The following is a 16263-nucleotide window of genomic DNA, read 5'->3' on the forward strand; positions in this document are numbered from 1 at the left end:
AAAGCCCTGGTCACGAACGGTCGATGGCTCGAGGGGTCCGCCGCCCCGGGTGACGTGACCCAAGCTGGGTTGGTGATCCCGCTGTGGGGTTATCCACAAGGCGACCGCTCACGACCAGCGCGTTTGGTGCCATGGCACCCAAAGGCCTGGTCACGAACGGTCGATCGCCGGACGGGGCCTCGGTTGCCGGGCACTCGACAGGAGTCGGGATTCCCCGGCGGACGTCAGCCCAGGCAGTCGAGCCGGGCTGACCCGGTCAGGCGCGAGGCGACCAGCAGGTCCTCACCGCGCGCGGTCAACCGGGCCGGCTCGGCGTCGGCGGGCGCGAGCCCGGTCGGCGCGGACGCCCAGGACACGGCCCCGGTGTCCAACCGCAGGGCGGTCACGCTCCCGGACCCGCCGCGTCCGCTGACGATCACGGTGCCGGAGGTGCACACCGCCGACGTGGGGACCTGCCCGTCGATCGGCGCGCGCCACATCTCGGCCCCCGTGGCCGGCTCGATCGCCGCGAGCTCCGGCCCGGCGGTCCCCGCGCTGGCCACCACGAGGCGACCCCCGCAGGCGGCCAGCGGACGGGCCGCCGGCATGGTCCAGGCGGGCTGCGCGTGTCGGGCATCGGCGTACGCGACCAGCTCACCCGCCGCCGACCCCGTTCCGCCCGCGCTCGCCCAGCGGCTGGCCAGAAGTGGCAGCCGCGTGGCGTCGTCGTGCGCGCCCACGACGGCGGGGATGCCGGCCAGGGCGGGTCCGCCCGCGACCGCCGACCACTCGCCTTCGTTGGCGGCGACGGGCTGGGCCGACCCCTCGAGCGGCACGATCGCCGCCCCGGGGCGCCGATCCGCGGCGAGCGTCCCGTCCGCGGCCGCGGCGACGAACTCCCGCCCTGCGACGCTGACGCCCGTCACGGCGACGGCCCCGCCGGTGACGAGGACCGCGCCCGGCATGCTGCCCGGGGCGCCGTGCTCGCTGCGGGTCCAGGTGACGTCGCCGGTGGGTTCGACCCGGGTGAGATCGATGCGGGTCCCGTCGGCGTCCGGGGTCGCCGACACGACGTACGTCGTCTCGCCCGCCACCGCGATCCGCGCCACCCGGCCGGGCACGGGCACGCGGCCGATCTCCCGGCCGTCGCCGGGGTCGAGGAGAACGACGCGACCCGCGTCCGCGGTACGTTCCCCGCAGGCGAGCAGCCTCGCCGTCGCGGCGCACTCGGGGACATCCCCCAACACCGGCCCCCGCCAGCGGATCTCACCGGTTGCGGAGTCGATGCCGGCAACACGCGCGGTCGCCGTCGCTTGCGCCCCCAGGCCCCCGACGCCGCTTGCCAGCGCAAGCACCGGGCCGTCGGGCCGGTCGTCCGATCCCGCGGGGGGTCCCGCCGTGATGACCTGAATGCGGGGCGTCATCGCGCCCGGATCGTTCAGGAGGTCTTCCGCGGTCGTGCTCCAGCGCACCTGTCGCGGGCGGTCGCCGCCGCGCACGACGCCGTACGTCGTGGGAGTCGCCGGGGCCAGGTCGCGCGCGGACACGACCGCCGGTTCGGCGCGGGAGGCCAACCGGGGTACGGCGTACGCACCCACGCCGGCCAGCCCGGCCAGTGTGGCGGCGATGACGCCGACGCGCAGGAGGCGGGCCGAGGACACCCCGGAACCCCCCGGTCCCCTCGTCGTGGTCCGGTGGGCCGCCCGCGACACGGGGGCGTGCGCGGCGGGGTGCGTGGCGTCCGCCGTCATCGCGCCCCCGATTCCCCTGTGGCCCGGGCCCACCTGTCGGCCCGGCGCTCTCACCAGCCGAATCGGCGGGCAGCGTGCATTCCCAAGCGGTTTGGCCGCCGCGCTCGAACGGCCACCGGCTCGGCCCGGCGCCGACTTACAGTGGCGACATGGAGCACTCCGTCGATCGCGACGCCGCCGCCCTGCTGCGGTTCGTGGACGCCTCGCCCTCGCCGTACCACGCCGTCGCCACCGCGCGCGCGGCGCTGGTCGCGGCCGGCTTCGTGGAGCTCGCCGAGACGCAGGAGTGGCCGGGGGAGCCGGGCCGGTACGTCGTGGTCCGCGAGGGCAGCCTCGCCGCCTGGTCCACCGTGCACCTGCCGGCGACGGCACCAGCTCCCGGCTCGGCCGCCGCTCCCGGCTCCGCCGGCTCCCCCGCCGCGCCGGTCCCGGCGTTTCGGCTTGTCGGCGCGCATACCGACTCACCGAACCTGCGGGTCCGCCCCCAGCCTGACGTGACGCGCCTGGGTTGGGACCAGCTCGGGCTGGAGGCGTACGGCGGTGCGCTGCTGAACTCCTGGCTCGACCGCGATCTGGGCCTCTCGGGGCGGGTCGCCGTGCGTGCCGGCGCACGGCAGGGGGACGCCGCGCCGCACGGCGTACAGCTCCTCCTCTGGCGCCACGGCGAGCCGCTGCTGCGCATCCCGCAGCTGGCCATCCACCTGGAGCGCGGGGTCAACGAGAACGGCCTGACGCTGAACCCGCAGGCCCACCTCGTGCCGGTGTGGGGGGCGACCGGCGCGGCCCCGGCGTTCCGGGACTGGCTCGCCGAGCAGCTTGACGTGCCGCCCGCGGACGTTCTCGCCTGGGACCTCATGACGCACGACCTCACGGCGTCGACGCGCCTGGGTCGCACCGGTGACCTCATCGCCGCGCCGCGCCTCGACAACCTCGGCTCGTGCTGGGCCGGGACACAGGCGCTGGTCGAGGCGTGCGAACGGATCGCCGCGGGCGGTACGACGGCGGCGACGGGCGGGGCGCCGTACGTGCCCCTCCTCGTCCTCTTCGACCACGAGGAGGTGGGATCGCGGACGAACCGCGGCGGGGACTCCCAGTTCCTGCCCGCGGTACTGGAGCGGATCGTCCTGGCGCGCGGCGGCGACCGGCAGGACGTGCTGCGCTCCCTGGCGGGGTCGCTGATCTGCTCGGCGGACATGGCGCACGCCGTCCACCCGAACTACGCCGATCGGGCCGAGCCGCAGCATCAGGTGCTGCTCGGCCACGGCCCGGCGGTGAAGGTGAACAGCAAGGCCCGGTACGCCTCCGACGCCACCGGCATCGCCGCCGCCCGCCTCGCCGCGGAGCAGGCCGGGGTGCCGCTCCAGGCGTTCGTGACCCGCGGCGACCTGCCGTGCGGCTCGACGATCGGGCCGATGAGCGCGTCCCTGACCGGCGCGGTCACCGTCGACGTGGGCGCCCCGATGCTGTCGATGCACTCCGCGCGCGAGCTGACCGGCGCGGCGGACATGGCGGCCTACGCCGCGCTGCTGACCGCCTTCCTCGCGCCGGCCTGACCGTTCGTGACCAGCGCAAAGGGTGCCATGGCACCAAAAGGGCAGGTCACGAACGGTCGGCCCTGTGGATAACCTCCGGGGGGCGCTGTCGTGCGGGCCTAGCCTGGCGGGGTTCCGTCCCGCGACGGCCCGCGCGACACTGGGGGAGGAGGAGGCCCGATGACGATGAGCGTGACCGCACGCGAGCTGGTTGGCTCCGCCATGACGTTGCCGCAGTGGGATGCCCTCGGCGAGACCGAGGAGCGGTACGAGCTGGTCCAGGGCGTCCTGATCATGGCAGCAAGCGAAATGTCCGGCAATCGGCGCATCGTGACCCGACTGGTGCGGTTGCTGGACGCCGTGCCCGGCGTCGAGGTGGTCTGCGACATGGACGTCACGGTCGACGCCGACCCGGACTGCCCCACGGTGCGCTGCCCGGACGTGAGCGGGCTGCGGCGGTGGCCCGGCGACGTGCCGCGGCTGGACAGCGCCGACCTGCTGCTGGTGGTAGAGGTGGTCTCCCCTTCCAGCCGGCAGGAGGACTGGGTGGTCAAGCGCGACGAGTACGCCGCAGCCGGCATCCCCGCCTACCTCGTCGTCGACCGGCACCGCGGCGAGGTCGGGTTCTTCACCCGCCCGGTCGAAGGACGGTACGCCGAGACGCGGGTGGCCGCCGCCGTCGAGGTACCGCTCCTGGGCGCGCTCCTGCGCGTCGACCCGCATGAACTCGCGGGCACCGAGCCCCAGGGAGAGCCCGGCCACACCGTGTGACCGGTGTCACGGCGAGATCCGGGGAGTGGGCCGGGAAAATCGCCCATCGGGCGTCCAGACGATGAATTCGCAGGTCCGCCGGTCGAAAGAGGACGTTTGACCCACCAGTAGCGTGGATCACAGCCCCTAGGCTGTGGGCGGCCCCGACTGCGACGTACGGGGATAACGCGATTGGGAAGGTACTCATGAGCAAGTTCGTCTACGCCCTCTCCGAGGGGAACAAGGACATGAAGGATCTGCTGGGTGGCAAGGGTGCCAACCTGGCGGAGATGCACAACATGGGCCTCCCCGTGCCCCCGACCTTCACCATCACCACCGAAGCGTGCAAGGCCTACCTGGAGCAGGGCAGCGAGCCCGACGAGATGTCCGCGCAGATCGACGCGGCCGTCGCAGCCATCGAGGAAGAGAACGGCAAGAAGCTCGGCGACGCGAACGACCCGCTGCTGGTGTCGGTGCGTTCCGGGGCCAAGTTCTCGATGCCCGGCATGATGGAGACCGTCCTCAACATCGGCCTCAACGACCAGTCGGTCAACGGCCTCGCGCAGGTCACCGGCAACGAGCGGTTCGCCTGGGACTCCTACCGTCGCCTCCTGCAGATGTTCGGCAAGACGGTGCTCGACATCGAGGGCATCCGGTTCGAAGACGTGATGGACGAGGCCAAGAACGCCAAGGGCACCTCCTCCGACATGGACCTCGACGCCGACGACTTCCGCGGCATCGTCGAGAAGTTCAAGGGCATCATCAAGGAGGAGACCGGCAAGGATTTCCCGCAGGACTCCAAGGAGCAGCTGCTGGAGTCGGTCCGCGCGGTCTTCCGGTCCTGGAACTCCGAGCGCGCCGTCCTCTACCGCCGCCAGGAGCGCATCCCGGCCGACCTGGGCACCGCGGTCAACGTGTGCTCGATGGTGTTCGGCAACCTTGGCATGGAGTCCGGCACCGGCGTCGCGTTCACCCGCGACCCCGCGAGCGGCCATTCCGGCGTTTACGGCGACTACCTGCAGAACGCGCAGGGCGAGGACGTCGTCGCCGGCATCCGCAACACGATGTCGCTGGCGGACATGGAGCGGGTCGACAAGGCCGCGTACGACGAGCTCATGGGCATCATGAACACGCTTGAGGGCCACTACAAGGACCTCTGCGACATCGAGTTCACGGTCCAGAACAAGAAGCTGTGGATGCTGCAGACCCGCGTCGGCAAGCGCACGGCCGAGGCGGCCTTCAAGATCGCCTGCCAGCTCGTCGACGAGGGCAAGATCAGCGAGGAGGAGGCGCTCCAGCGCGTCAACGGCGACCAGCTCGTCAACCTCATGTTCCCGAAGTTCGACGCGGCCGCCGACAAGACGCGCGTTGCCAAGGGCATGAACGCCTCCCCGGGTGCCGCCGTCGGCGAGATCTGCTTCTCCAGCCCGGACGCCGTCGCGGCGACCGATGCCGGCAAGAAGGTCATCCTGGTCCGTCGCGAGACCAACCCCGACGACCTGTCCGGGATGATGGTCGCCGAGGGCATCCTCACCAGCCGCGGCGGCAAGACCTCGCACGCGGCCGTTGTCGCGCGCGGCATGGGCAAGACCTGCGTCTGCGGCGCCGAGGAGCTCGACATCGATGTCCGCGAGGGCACGATGAAGCTGCCGAACGGCGAGGTCCTGCGCGCCGGCGACATCATTTCCATCGACGGCACCACCGGCGAGGTCTTCACCGGCGAGGTGCCGGTCGTGGCGCCGCCCGTCGTGCAGTACTTCGAGGGCCAGCTCTCCGACGAGGAGATCCAGGCCGACGAGCTGGTCCGCGCGGTGGACCGCCTCATGAAGACCGCCGACCGGACCCGCCGCCTGGGCGTGCGCGCGAACGCGGACACCCCGGAGGACGCGGCCCGCGCCCGTCGGTTCGGCGCCCAGGGCATCGGCCTGTGCCGCACCGAGCACATGTTCCTCGGCGACCGGCGCCCGCTGGTCGAGAAGCTCATCCTCGCCGACGGCGAGCAGGAGCGCCTCGACGCCCTCGGTGGCCTGGAGCCGCTGCAGAAGGGCGACTTCCTGGAGATCCTCGAGGCGATGGACGGGCTGCCTGTCGTCGTGCGGCTCCTCGACCCGCCGCTGCACGAGTTTCTGCCCAGCCACGTCGAGATCGCGGCGAAGCAGGCCGTGGCCGAGTCGAAGGGCGAGCAGCTCTCCGACGAGGAGAAGAAGGTCGCCTCGGCCGTCGAGCGGATGCACGAGCAGAACCCGATGCTGGGTCTGCGCGGCGTACGCCTCGGCCTGGTCATCTCGGGCCTCTTCGAGATGCAGGCGAAGGCCCTGCTCGAGGCGACCGCCGAGCTCAAGGCGCAGGGCAAGAACCCGGTGCCCGAGATCATGATCCCGCTGATCGGCTCCGTCCAGGAGCTGGAGATCATGAAGGAGGCCATCCAGAAGGTGGCCGACCAGGTCTCCGAGGGGTCCGGCCAGAACGTGGCCGACACCCCCATCGGCACCATGATCGAGCTCCCGCGCGCGGCCCTCACCGCCGCCGACATCGCCGAGGCCGCCGAGTTCTTCAGCTTCGGCACCAACGACCTCACGCAGACCACGTGGGGCTTCAGCCGCGACGACGTCGAGGCGGCGTTCTTCAGCCGTTACCTCGAGGCCGGCATCTTCGGCGTCAGCCCGTTCGAGTCCCTGGACCAGCAGGGCGTCGGTCGCCTCGTCGACCTCGCCTGCCGGGAGGGCAAGGCGGCCAACCCGAAGCTGCACCTCGGCGTCTGCGGCGAGCACGGCGGCGACCCGCAGTCGATCCACTTCTTCAACGGGGTCGGTCTGGACTACGTCTCCTGCAGCCCGTTCCGCGTTCCGGTCGCCCGCCTCGAGGCCGGCCGCGCCGCGGGCACGGCGGCGGGCAGCGACAACCGCTGAGGCTCTGACACCAACTACGGCCCGCCCCGGCGTACGCACGACGTACGTCGGGGCGGGCCGTTGCCGTGCCGCGCGACGTGCCCACCCGCCTACCCCGCCCGCCCCGCCCGCCCGCCCCGCCCGCCTGCCCCGCCCGCCTACCCCGCCCGCCTACCCCGCCCGCCCCGCCTACCCCGCCCTCAGATGAGGCGCCTCACTTGGAGGCGGGAGAGCACACGTATGTACGTGTGCTGTCTCGACGTGAGCTGAGGCGCCTCACCTCGGGGCGGGAACGCACTCGGGCGGGACACGGTCAGGGCGGGACACGCTCAGGACGGGACACGGTCAGGACGGGAACGCACTCAGGGCGGGGGGGATCGGACCACGCCAGAATGGCGACCATGGCCATCAGCGCACCACCACTCGACCCGCCGTACATCGACGCCTGGCTCACCGACATGGACGGCGTCCTCGTTCACGAGGAGCACGCGATCCCCGGCGCCGCCGACTTCGTCGAGGCGCTCAAGGCGTCCGGCGTACGGTTCCAGGTCCTCACCAACAACTCGATCTTCACCCCGCGTGACCTGCGGGCCCGCCTGCTCGGCAGCGGCATCGACGTGCCGGAGGCCAACATCTGGACCTCCGCGCTGGCGACCGCGCGCTTCCTGAAGGACCAGCGGCCCGGCGGTACGGCGTACGTCATCGGCGAAGCCGGTCTGACGACCGCGCTGTACGAGGCGGGGTACACGATGGCCGTCCGCGACCCCGACTACGTCGTACTGGGGGAGACGCGCACGTACTCCTTCGAGGCCATCACCCGCGCCATCCGGCTGGTGGAGGCCGGCGCACGGTTCATCGCGACCAATCCCGACGTGTCCGGCCCCAGCCAGGAGGGCACGCTGCCGGCCACGGGTTCGGTGGCGGCGCTGATCACGGCGGCGACGGGACGTACGCCGTACTACGTGGGCAAGCCCAACCCGCTCATGATGCGCACCGCCCTGAACCGCATCGAGGCGCACTCCGAGCACACCGTGATGATCGGCGACCGGATGGACACCGACGTGGTCAGCGGCCTGGAGGCAGGCATGCGGACGATTCTCGTGTTGTCCGGATCGACGAGTGCGGCGCAGGTGGAGACGTTCCCATACCGGCCCACGCGGGTGGCCGACTCGATCGCGGACGTCGTCCCGCTGGTGGCGGAGCGCCTCCGCCGCGACTGAGCGGCCGGACCCGAGGGCCGGCCCTGAGCGCCGCCGGCTCGCGGGGCTCAGGCAGTGGTCGGGATCACCGCCGGCTCGGGGTGAGCATGCCGGAGAGGGCCCCGCTGACCAGGCTGATGATCACGGACCCGAACACCGCGGGCCAGAACCCGCTCACCTGGAACCCCAACCCGAGCTGGCCCGCGAGCCACGCGGCGAGCTGAAGCATCAGCGCGTTGATGACCAGCAGGAACAGTCCCAGGGTCAGGATCACCAGGCAGCTCGTCACCGCCGTCACCAAGGGTTTGACGAGAGCGTTGACGGCCCCGATGAGCACCGCCACCCCCAGCAGGGTCAGCGCGACGGCCGCATTGTCGCGGCCGCTCACCTCGATTCCCGGGACCAGCCAGGCGGCCAGCCCGGTCGCGACGGCAACGGCGACGGTACGCACGATGAAGGCCACGCCCTCATCCTCACACGGCGCCGCGTCGGTGGATCCCTGTGGCACGGATCACGATTCGCGCGCGCCGCGGCCCCGATCCTGGACGGCCGCCGAGATGGTCCCTACCGTGAGGAGGGACTGCGCGATCAGCGGGCTCAAGGCATCGAGGGCCGGCTCGCCGGCTACGGGAGGGGATCGCGATGAGCGCACGGGGGACGCGGCGCGGCGCCGTGTCCGCCGCTGGGTTGTCCGGGGGGTCGCGGAGCCGCGTACGGCGTACGCCGGCGCTTCTCCTCGCCGCCACGGCGCTGGCCGGCCTCACCGCGGGTTGCTCCGGCGTCAGCCTCTCCAGCGCCTCGTCCTCGCCCAGCTCGGCCAAGTCGCCGGCCAGCTCCACGTCGACGTCAGCGGAGCCGACCAAGCCGCCCGCTCCACCGGATGCCACCCTGGCCGACCTGAGCGACATCGTGGTCCCCGCGTATTGCCAGCAGCCCCCCACCCGCCTGCACAACGGCACGATCGGCCCCACCTCGGAACCGTCGACGAGTCCGGGTGAGGGCGCCAGCAGTGCCAGGACGTCGACCAGTTCGGCGAGTACGGCCGGCTCCTCCGCGACCAGCTCAGGCGGCTCCGCGAACGCCTGGCGTCCGGGCCGGCCGCCGGGGGCGTCCCGGACGGGCGCATCGGGGTATGGCGAGCTGTCCATGACGGGCCCCGAGTCTCCCGTTCTGGCCGACGTCAACGGCGATGGGGCCAAGGAGGTCGTGGCGCAATACACCTGCAACGCAGGCGGCACGACGTGGCCGGCCATGGTGGTGATCGTCAAGCACGGCGGCGAGGTCATCGGCAACGTGAAGCTCGGCGACATTGCGAGGACCGACCACGCCCACGTCACCGCGTGGCGCCCCACGGACGGCGGGCTCGCCGTGGACTGGGTCGCCTACGAGGGGGAGGGTCACGACAAGCGACCGTTCGAGAACCTGCTGTCGTTGGGCGGTTCGACGCTGAGCTTCGCGCCCACCGAGCGCGGCCGGTCGCTGGGGCAGACCACGATCGTCGACGGGGCCGGGACCAGCTCGTTCGTCACGCCCACCGGCAAAATCGCATGCACCCTCGACGGGACGAAGGTGACCTGCGCCGCGTCGCAGCCCTCGTGGAAGCCGGAGGGGGACCCCGGGTGCGGGACCGTCGACGCGGTGGTGCTGCGCAACGGGACCGCGGCGTACGGCTGCACCTCCGGCGCCCCGTTCCGGGAGGCGGCGGGCAACACCGCGCCCCGTTGGCAGCGGCAGGGGTCGGATCCGACCATCCGGACCCAGTACGGCGAGGCGGCCGGCCTGGCCTTCGGGCGTACCCTCACGACCGGCCAGGTCACCTGTACGGCCGCCATGAGCGGTGTGACCTGCACCGACCCGCTGTCGGGGCACGGCTTCACGGTGACCGGCGACACGGCGCGCCTCTTCTAAGGGGCGCTGGGCCGGCCTTGAGGGATGGCCGATGGGGTGGGGCCGCCAAACTCGTCACTGCCGACGATCATTACCTCCTGTTTGGCGGCGCAGGCGCGCGCGGGACGGGGTATTGATCGTTGCGGGGAACGCCTCCACGGCGTCGGGTTCGGCCGCAGGGCAGCTCACGATTGGTCGATCGCCCCCCGCAATCGTGAGCGGCAACCGCGACCGTGAGCGCTCGCCGTGACGGTTGCGGTTACCGATGACGGTGGTGGTTGTCCCCGCAACCGTGAGTGTCAACCGCGACCACGAGCACTAACCCCATCCGTGAGCGCTCACCGCAACCGTGAGCGTCAATCGCGACCGTGAGCCGTTCGCGGGCCGTCCGAGTCAGGCGACGGTCAGGATCACCTTGCCGATGTGCTGGCCGTCCTCGAGGATCTGGTGGGCCCGCGCCGCCTCCTCGAGGGGAACCGTCTCGTGGACCAGCGGTACGACGCGGCCAGCCTCGACCAGCGGCCAGACGTGCTCGCGAACCGCGGCCACGATGGCAGCCTTCTCCTCGTCGGGCCGGGCCCGCAGCGAGGTCGCGATGACGGCGCCGCGCTTGGCCAGCAGTGCGCCGATGTTGAGCTCGGCCTTGGTGCCGCCCTGCATCCCGATGATCACCAGGCGCCCGTTGGTGGCGAGGGCCTTGATGTTGCGGTCCAGGTACTTCGCCCCGATCAGGTCGAGGATCACGTCCGCGCCTCGCCCACCAGTTGCCCGCCGGATCTCCTCGACGAAGTCCGCGTCCCGGTAGTTGATGAGGATCTCCGCGCCGAGCCCCCGGCAGGCCTCCAGCTTGGCGGTGCTGCTCGCGGTCACCGCGACCGTGGCTCCGACCTCGCGCGCGAGCTGGATCCCCATCGTGCCGATCCCGGACGACCCGCCGTGGAACAGCACCGTCTCGCCCGGCCGCAGGTGCGCGGTCATGAACACGTTGGACCACACCGTGCACGCGACCTCCGGCAGCGCGGCGGCCTCGACGAGACTGAGCCCGCTCGGCACGGGCAGCACCTGGCCGGCCGGCACGGCCACCTTCTCCGCGTAGCCGCCCCCCGCCAGCAACGCGGAGACCTCCTGGCCGACCCGCCAGGTGGTGACGTCCGCGCCCACGGCGGAGACGGTGCCCGCCACCTCCAGCCCGGGCAGCTCCGAGGCGCCGGGCGGCGGCGGGTAGAAGCCGCGGCGCTGCAGCAGGTCGGCGCGGTTGACGCCGGCGGCGGCTACGTCGATGACGATGTCCCCCGCGGCGGGCGAGGGGTCCTCGACCTCGTCAGGCACCAGTGCGTCGATGTTCTCGCCGGGGGTGGGAATCGTGATGGCCCGCATGGCATCACCTTAGGGCCGCGCCCCCGCGGCGAAGCGGCCCGGGCCGGGGCCCTCGATCAGCGGCGGCCGCTCACGCCGGGTCGCGGGTGTCCTGGTCGGCCTGCTCGTCGCGGCCGTCGCGGCCGGCGTGATCGGCGTGGTCGGCCGCCCGCGCCAGATCTTCCGCCGTGTCCACGTCCCAGGCGGCATGCGCCGGTACGGCGAGGGTGGCGCAGGTCAGGCCCGCCAACGTACGGCGTACCCCCACGTCCCGCGCACCCGCCGGCACCGCGGCACGAAGGCGCGCGGTGCGGTACGCCGCGAGCAGCGCCTGCTCCTCCCCCTCCCCATCGAGCGCGCGCACCCCATCGACGCTGGTCGGCTCGGCCGCGAGGGCGGCGACCAGCGCCGCGGCGGCCTCCCCCGCGAAGGGCAGGTCGCCGGCGAGCAGGACGACGTACGGCGTGGCGACCTGGGCCAATCCCGCAGCGATCCCCGCGACCGGGCCGCCGCCGGGGGGATCCTCCCGGGCCCACCGCACCGCCCTGGGCAGCGGCCGGGCCACCCCGACGCAGACCACGTCCCAGTCCGGCGGCAGCGTGCGGACGAGCCGGGCGAGGAGCGGCTCACCGTGGACCGGTGCCTGGGTCTTGTCGGTGCCCCCGAACCGTCGCGACTGACCCCCGCACAACACGATCGCGGTGGCCTGCGGCATGCCGTCCATTGTCCACAACCTGCGCTGACCTTCACGAACGGGGGACGGGCCGCAGTTACCATGACGCAAGACGCCGGGCGAGCGGCCGGCGCAAGCCCGCGGCCCGAACGCGCGTCACCCGACCGCGCCAGGGCAGCGTCTCAGAGCCGGAGGACCCATGTCGGACGAGCAGCGCCGCGACGAGCCGAGCGAGGGCGTCTATCCCGACGCGACCGCCCCCAGCGAACCGGGGGCGTTCGACGCCACCCGGCCGATGCCGCAGACGCCTCCGCCGTTGCCGCTGACGCCGCCCGGTGCCCCGCAGGGCCAGCAGTCCTGGGGCCAGCCCGGTTCCCCGCCGCCGAGCCAGTGGGCCCAGCAGCCGTCGCCCCAGGGTGAGTCCCCGCGGGGTGGCTGGGGTGAGCAGGGGCAGCAGGGCTACCCGCAGTGGCAGCAGTCCGGCCAGGGACAGCAGCCGTGGGGACAGCCCGGGCAGGGCGGGCCGGGCGGGCCGGGCGGACAGGGGCCCCAGCCGTGGGGCGACCAAGGGCGCGGGCAGCAGCCCTGGGGCCAGCCGCCTCAGCAGGGTCAGCCCCCGCACGGGCAGTCCCAGCCCGGTCAACCGCAGCAGGCTCCGTGGGGACAGCAGCCGCAGGGGCAGTGGCCGCAGCAGGCACCCGGTGCGTACGGCGCCTCGACCCAGCCGGGCCAGTGGGGTCAGCCCGGGCAGCAGAACCAGCCGGGGCAGCCCTATCAGCCCGGCCGGCCGGGCCCGTGGGGTCAACCGGGTCAGCCGGGTCAGCCGGGTCAACCGGGTCAGGCCGGAGCGTCGGCTCCCTGGGGTGCGCCCGCGACCAAGACCCGCAAGCCGATGAACGCCAAAGTCCTCGCCCTCCTGGCCGCGGGGTTGGTGTTGTTGATGCTCCTAGGGCTGCTGATCTACAGCCTCATCGGGCGGCAGCGGGCGACGGCCGCCTGCAACAACACGCAGTGCGAGCTCACGCTCATCCACGAGCGCGCGACCGTCAACCTCAAGACGGCCAAGGGCGAAAAGGTCATCTCCCAGCAGGGCATCGACGGGGACACCGCCAAGTACTCCGTCGACGGCACCGAGAGGTCCTGCAAGAAGGGCGAGTCCGCGCGCGTCGGCGACCTCAGCTTCACGTGCAGCGCGATCGAGGGGGACAAGCTCGTTCTCACCGTGAAGAACTGACCGGCAAGCGACCGGGCGCGGGGTCTGAACGCAGCGTCAGAGCGCGAGCGGCGCCCCCAGCCGCCGCGACACCTCGGCCGCCGCCGCGCGCAACCGCGCCACGATCCCGCCCGGACCGTCGCGGTCGGCCCGCAGGTGCCCGGTCCGCCAGGTCACCGCGACGGCGGCGACCGGGTGCCCGTGCCGGTCGAGCACGGGCACCCCGACCGACTCGAAACCGGGGGTGACGCTGCCGTTCTCGTGCGCGTACCCCGCCGTCCGCACCGCCGTCAGCGCCGCCCTCAGCCGGCTCGGTGAGTCGGGGCCCACGCCGTGCCGTTGGACGAACGCCGACCGGCCGGGAAACAACGCCCGTATCTGGGCCGGCGGCAGGGCCGCGAGCATCGCCAGCCCGCTGGCGGTCAGGTGCGCGGGCAGCCGGACGTCCACGTCGCTGACCAGCGCGGGCTCGCCCGAGGCGCGCTCCTCCACGACGTACAGCACCTGATTCCCGTGCAACACGGCGAGGTGACCCGTGTGGCCGAGCGCGTCGACGAGCCGCGCGATGACGGGCCGGCCGACGCGCGCGAGGGGCGCCTGCCGCGCATACGCCCAGCCGCGCCCGAACGCCGCCAACCCCAGCCCGTCCCGGCCGGTCTCGGGGACGTGCGTGACGAAACCCGCGTCGCCGAGGGCAGCGAGCAGCTTGTACGTCGTGCTCCGCGGGAGATCGAGGTCTCGCGCGATGGCTGCTGCGGGGAGGGGTTCGAGATGGCGGGCCAGGAGCCGCAGCACCGCGAGGGCCTGGACGGCAGCGGGCGGGTCGGGCGTTGCCGCCGGCGCCGCCCCGGCCGTCACACCTGGTCCTGGATCAGGGCCGTGTCGCGGCGGAAGAGGGGGTAGCCGCAGGCCGCGCCGCCGGAGTCGGCCGCGACCGCCCAGTTCGACAGCCGCCAGCCGAGCGATTCGACCGCGGCGATGCTCTCCGAGAACACCGCGACGTCGCCGTGCTCCGGAGGCGACCAGGCGCTGATCTTGAGCTTGGCGGCGAAGACCGGCAGGCCGCGCTCGTAGGCGTCGCGGGCCTGGGCCATCAGGTTGGCGAGATCCTTCTCTCGGCTCATGGGTCGAGGGTAGACCAGCCCAACCGGCGTCCCCGGACCGGAGCTACAGGCCCAGGGCTGCCCAGGCGAGCCGTCGCTGGTTGGTGCGGTGGGCCCCCCAGACCGCCCACAGGACGCAGAACGGCCAGAGCGCGGCGAGGCCGTGGCCTGCGGTGATGATGGCGACGGGGATGCTGATGAAGGTCATCACCAGGGTGCCGAAGATCGTGCCGTAGAGCATCCCGATCGGCGGGAAGATGAACGCCAGCAGGCCGGCGAGCAGCAGCGACTTCTGCCGGACGTAGCGCGGCCGGACCGGCCCGAAGGCGCTGCGGGCCCGGGACGCGCCGGGGCCACCCAGCACGACGCCCTCGAGGGGCGCGGAGCCCCGCCCCTGGTATCCGGGCGAGCGCGTGGGGGCGTCCTGGGGTCCGCCCTGGGCCTGGTAGGGCGGGATGGGCGAGGCAAAACGGGGCTCGGTCATCGGGCCTGATCAGCTCCTCCGCCGGGGCGGTGTCGCGGGGTGCGCGGCCGGGTGGCCGCGTCGCTATCGTCAACGCCGCGGGCGCCCGGTTTGATCCCGGAGCCACCGCCCGTACGGCGGCCCGCTGGCCGGCTCGGCCCTATCGACCGCGGCGCAGGCCGGCCAGCAGCGAACGGTCGCGGCGGACGCCCTCCGGCGCGTTCGTCGGCAGCGCCAGCGCGACCAGGCCGAAGACGAGGGCGGCGCCGTTGTAGGCGTAGGTCAGGTACTGGTACCACTGGTGCTGGCCCCACCCGGTCAGGGCGATGAAGACCAGGCTGACCGCGAACATGGTGCCCCAGACCCCGGCCAGCGAGCGCATCAGCAGCGTGCCGACGACGGTCACCCCGATGCAGGCAACCGCGGTGATGAGCGGCAGGCCCGGCACGGTGGTCTCGCTGGTGCCGAGGCCCGCCTTCGTGAAGGGCGCGTAGACGGCCGGGTCGGCGAGATACGGCCCGAAGATCAGCACCGCCGACGCCAGCCCGGCCGGGATCGCGGCCGTCAGCGCGGCGCGGCGACCGTAATGCCGCCAGAGCAGCACCAGCAGCGGGAGGGCGAGCACGGCGTAGATGAAGCGGTAGGAGAAGGCCAGCGCGAAGAGCAGCGCCGCCACGACGTACGCCGTCGTCCACCACCGGGACGCGCGATACCGCCCGGCGAGGAGGTACACGGCGGTGCCCGTCACGACCAGCGCGGCGCCGTTGACCCACCCGTCGGACTGGATGGCCAGCTCGAACCGGAACGCCGGGCTGAGGAAGAGCAGCGCCGCCGTCACGGCGCCGGCCCGGGCCCCGCACCACCAGGTCAGCCCGCCGATCAGGAGCGTGAACCAGACGAGGCCCTGCCAGTAGAGGTCGCCGTGGGTGAGCACGAACGGCACCGCCAGGAGCAGCCCGCCCACCATCGGGCTGATGGTGTTGCCGAGCTGGGTGTGCCGGTAGTACGGGTTGCGCCCGGCGAGGAGCTCCTCGGCCCCGTACTGCAACGCGGTCGCCCGGTCGGTGGCCGCCGCGTAGTGGCCGGCCGAGCCGCGATAGAAGACGTACGCCGCGAGCACGCACGCGACCGACCCGGCCAGCGCGAGCGCGGTCAGCCAGCGGCGCGATCCGAGTCGGTGCAGACCCCAGGCCGCCGCGAAGGCCGCCGCGCTGATCACGAGGGTGTACGCCGGGTTCCAGAACGGCCACCACAGCCGGCGGCCGAGGCCGTGCGGGACCGTGTCGCCGTACGACAGGTAGCCCACCGGCAGCCAGCTGAGGAACGCATACCCGAGGGCCACGCCGACGACCGCCCAGCCGCGCCAGCGCCGCCCGCGCAGCATCTCGGTCCTCACGCGGGACAGCGTAGCCGCGCCGATCCGGGGTCTCGCCGGCGAGACAGATCCGGGCGCGCCGGGGCGGTCCGGG

14 protein-coding genes are annotated in these 16263 nt (G+C 73.0%); 6 read left to right on the top strand and 8 right to left on the bottom strand.

Going from position 1 to position 16263, the window contains the following annotated elements; all coding sequences use genetic code 11:
- Window positions 1-224: 224 nt before the first annotated feature.
- A complete protein-coding gene (locus IPK37_08945; protein ID QQS02410.1) occupies window positions 225-1730 on the bottom strand; it encodes a PQQ-binding-like beta-propeller repeat protein in 1506 nt (501 codons plus the stop codon).
- Window positions 1731-1879: 149 nt separating this feature from the next.
- On the opposite strand from IPK37_08945, the gene IPK37_08950 reads away from it, so the two are divergent.
- The 4 genes from IPK37_08950 to IPK37_08965 all read left to right on the top strand — a co-directional run bounded on the left by IPK37_08950 (window position 1880) and on the right by IPK37_08965 (window position 8120).
- A complete protein-coding gene (locus IPK37_08950) occupies window positions 1880-3283 on the top strand; it encodes a M18 family aminopeptidase (GenBank protein QQS02411.1) in 1404 nt (467 codons plus the stop codon).
- Window positions 3284-3442: 159 nt separating this feature from the next.
- Window positions 3443-4033 carry a Uma2 family endonuclease gene (locus tag IPK37_08955; GenBank protein ID QQS02412.1) on the top strand — a complete coding sequence of 197 codons (591 nt, stop codon included), beginning with the start codon at window positions 3443-3445 and terminating at the stop codon, window positions 4031-4033.
- 185 nt (window positions 4034-4218) lie between these two features.
- Window positions 4219-6921, top strand: a complete 2703-nt coding sequence (locus IPK37_08960) for a pyruvate, phosphate dikinase (protein QQS02413.1) — start codon at window positions 4219-4221, stop codon at window positions 6919-6921.
- Window positions 6922-7301: 380 nt separating this feature from the next.
- Window positions 7302-8120, top strand: coding sequence for an HAD family hydrolase (locus tag IPK37_08965; GenBank protein ID QQS02414.1), 819 nt, complete (start codon window positions 7302-7304; stop codon window positions 8118-8120).
- A gap of 64 nt (window positions 8121-8184) precedes the next feature.
- Here the strand turns inward: IPK37_08965 and IPK37_08970 are convergent, their stop codons facing one another.
- Complete coding sequence (locus IPK37_08970; protein QQS02415.1) at window positions 8185-8562, bottom strand: phage holin family protein; 378 nt, start codon at window positions 8560-8562, stop codon at window positions 8185-8187.
- 179 nt (window positions 8563-8741) lie between these two features.
- On the opposite strand from IPK37_08970, the gene IPK37_08975 reads away from it, so the two are divergent.
- Window positions 8742-10007, top strand: a complete 1266-nt coding sequence (locus IPK37_08975; GenBank protein QQS02416.1) for a hypothetical protein — start codon at window positions 8742-8744, stop codon at window positions 10005-10007.
- Between the two features lie 372 nt (window positions 10008-10379).
- Here the strand turns inward: IPK37_08975 and IPK37_08980 are convergent, their stop codons facing one another.
- Complete coding sequence (locus IPK37_08980; GenBank protein ID QQS02417.1) at window positions 10380-11363, bottom strand: NAD(P)H-quinone oxidoreductase; 984 nt, start codon at window positions 11361-11363, stop codon at window positions 10380-10382.
- A 70-nt stretch (window positions 11364-11433) separates the two neighbouring features.
- On the bottom strand, window positions 11434-12057 hold the full coding sequence (locus IPK37_08985; protein ID QQS02418.1) for an NTP transferase domain-containing protein: 624 nt from the start codon (window positions 12055-12057) through the stop codon (window positions 11434-11436).
- A gap of 157 nt (window positions 12058-12214) precedes the next feature.
- Here IPK37_08985 and IPK37_08990 point away from each other — a divergent pair, with 157 nt between their 5' ends.
- Entirely contained in the window at window positions 12215-13249 is a 1035-nt protein-coding gene (locus tag IPK37_08990) for a hypothetical protein (GenBank protein QQS02419.1), read from the top strand.
- A gap of 36 nt (window positions 13250-13285) precedes the next feature.
- On the opposite strand, the gene IPK37_08995 is transcribed toward IPK37_08990, so the two are convergent.
- The 4 genes from IPK37_08995 to IPK37_09010 form a co-directional block, all read right to left on the bottom strand.
- Window positions 13286-14086, bottom strand: coding sequence for an IclR family transcriptional regulator (locus tag IPK37_08995; protein ID QQS02420.1), 801 nt, complete (start codon window positions 14084-14086; stop codon window positions 13286-13288).
- Window positions 14083-14352 (bottom strand): hypothetical protein, encoded by a 270-nt coding sequence (locus IPK37_09000; GenBank protein QQS02421.1) that lies wholly within the window; start codon window positions 14350-14352, stop codon window positions 14083-14085. Before IPK37_09000 ends, IPK37_08995 begins: the two co-directional genes overlap by 4 nt.
- 43 nt (window positions 14353-14395) lie before the next feature.
- Window positions 14396-14815 (bottom strand): hypothetical protein, encoded by a 420-nt coding sequence (locus IPK37_09005; GenBank protein QQS02422.1) that lies wholly within the window; start codon window positions 14813-14815, stop codon window positions 14396-14398.
- A gap of 139 nt (window positions 14816-14954) precedes the next feature.
- Window positions 14955-16190, bottom strand: coding sequence for a hypothetical protein (locus IPK37_09010; GenBank protein QQS02423.1), 1236 nt, complete (start codon window positions 16188-16190; stop codon window positions 14955-14957).
- Between the last annotated feature and the right edge of the window lie 73 nt (window positions 16191-16263).

This window comes from Austwickia sp. (genome assembly GCA_016699675.1).
Taxonomy (GTDB): Bacteria; Actinomycetota; Actinomycetes; order Actinomycetales; family Dermatophilaceae; genus Austwickia.

Bases quoted from the DNA above. Each gene is read 5' to 3' on its own strand.
- IPK37_08985 (QQS02418.1), bottom strand. From the start codon at position 12,057: ATGCCGCAGGCCACCGCGATCGTGTTGTGCGGGGGTCAGTCGCGACGG.
- IPK37_09000 (QQS02421.1), bottom strand. From the start codon at position 14,352: ATGAGCCGAGAGAAGGATCTCGCCAACCTGATGGCCCAGGCCCGCGAC.
- IPK37_08945 (QQS02410.1), bottom strand. From the start codon at position 1,730: ATGACGGCGGACGCCACGCACCCCGCCGCGCACGCCCCCGTGTCGCGG.
- IPK37_08990 (QQS02419.1), top strand. From the start codon at position 12,215: ATGTCGGACGAGCAGCGCCGCGACGAGCCGAGCGAGGGCGTCTATCCC.
- IPK37_08950 (QQS02411.1), top strand. From the start codon at position 1,880: ATGGAGCACTCCGTCGATCGCGACGCCGCCGCCCTGCTGCGGTTCGTG.
- IPK37_08975 (QQS02416.1), top strand. From the start codon at position 8,742: ATGAGCGCACGGGGGACGCGGCGCGGCGCCGTGTCCGCCGCTGGGTTG.
- IPK37_08955 (QQS02412.1), top strand. From the start codon at position 3,443: ATGACGATGAGCGTGACCGCACGCGAGCTGGTTGGCTCCGCCATGACG.
- IPK37_08960 (QQS02413.1), top strand. From the start codon at position 4,219: ATGAGCAAGTTCGTCTACGCCCTCTCCGAGGGGAACAAGGACATGAAG.
- IPK37_08980 (QQS02417.1), bottom strand. From the start codon at position 11,363: ATGCGGGCCATCACGATTCCCACCCCCGGCGAGAACATCGACGCACTG.
- IPK37_08965 (QQS02414.1), top strand. From the start codon at position 7,302: ATGGCCATCAGCGCACCACCACTCGACCCGCCGTACATCGACGCCTGG.
- IPK37_09005 (QQS02422.1), bottom strand. From the start codon at position 14,815: ATGACCGAGCCCCGTTTTGCCTCGCCCATCCCGCCCTACCAGGCCCAG.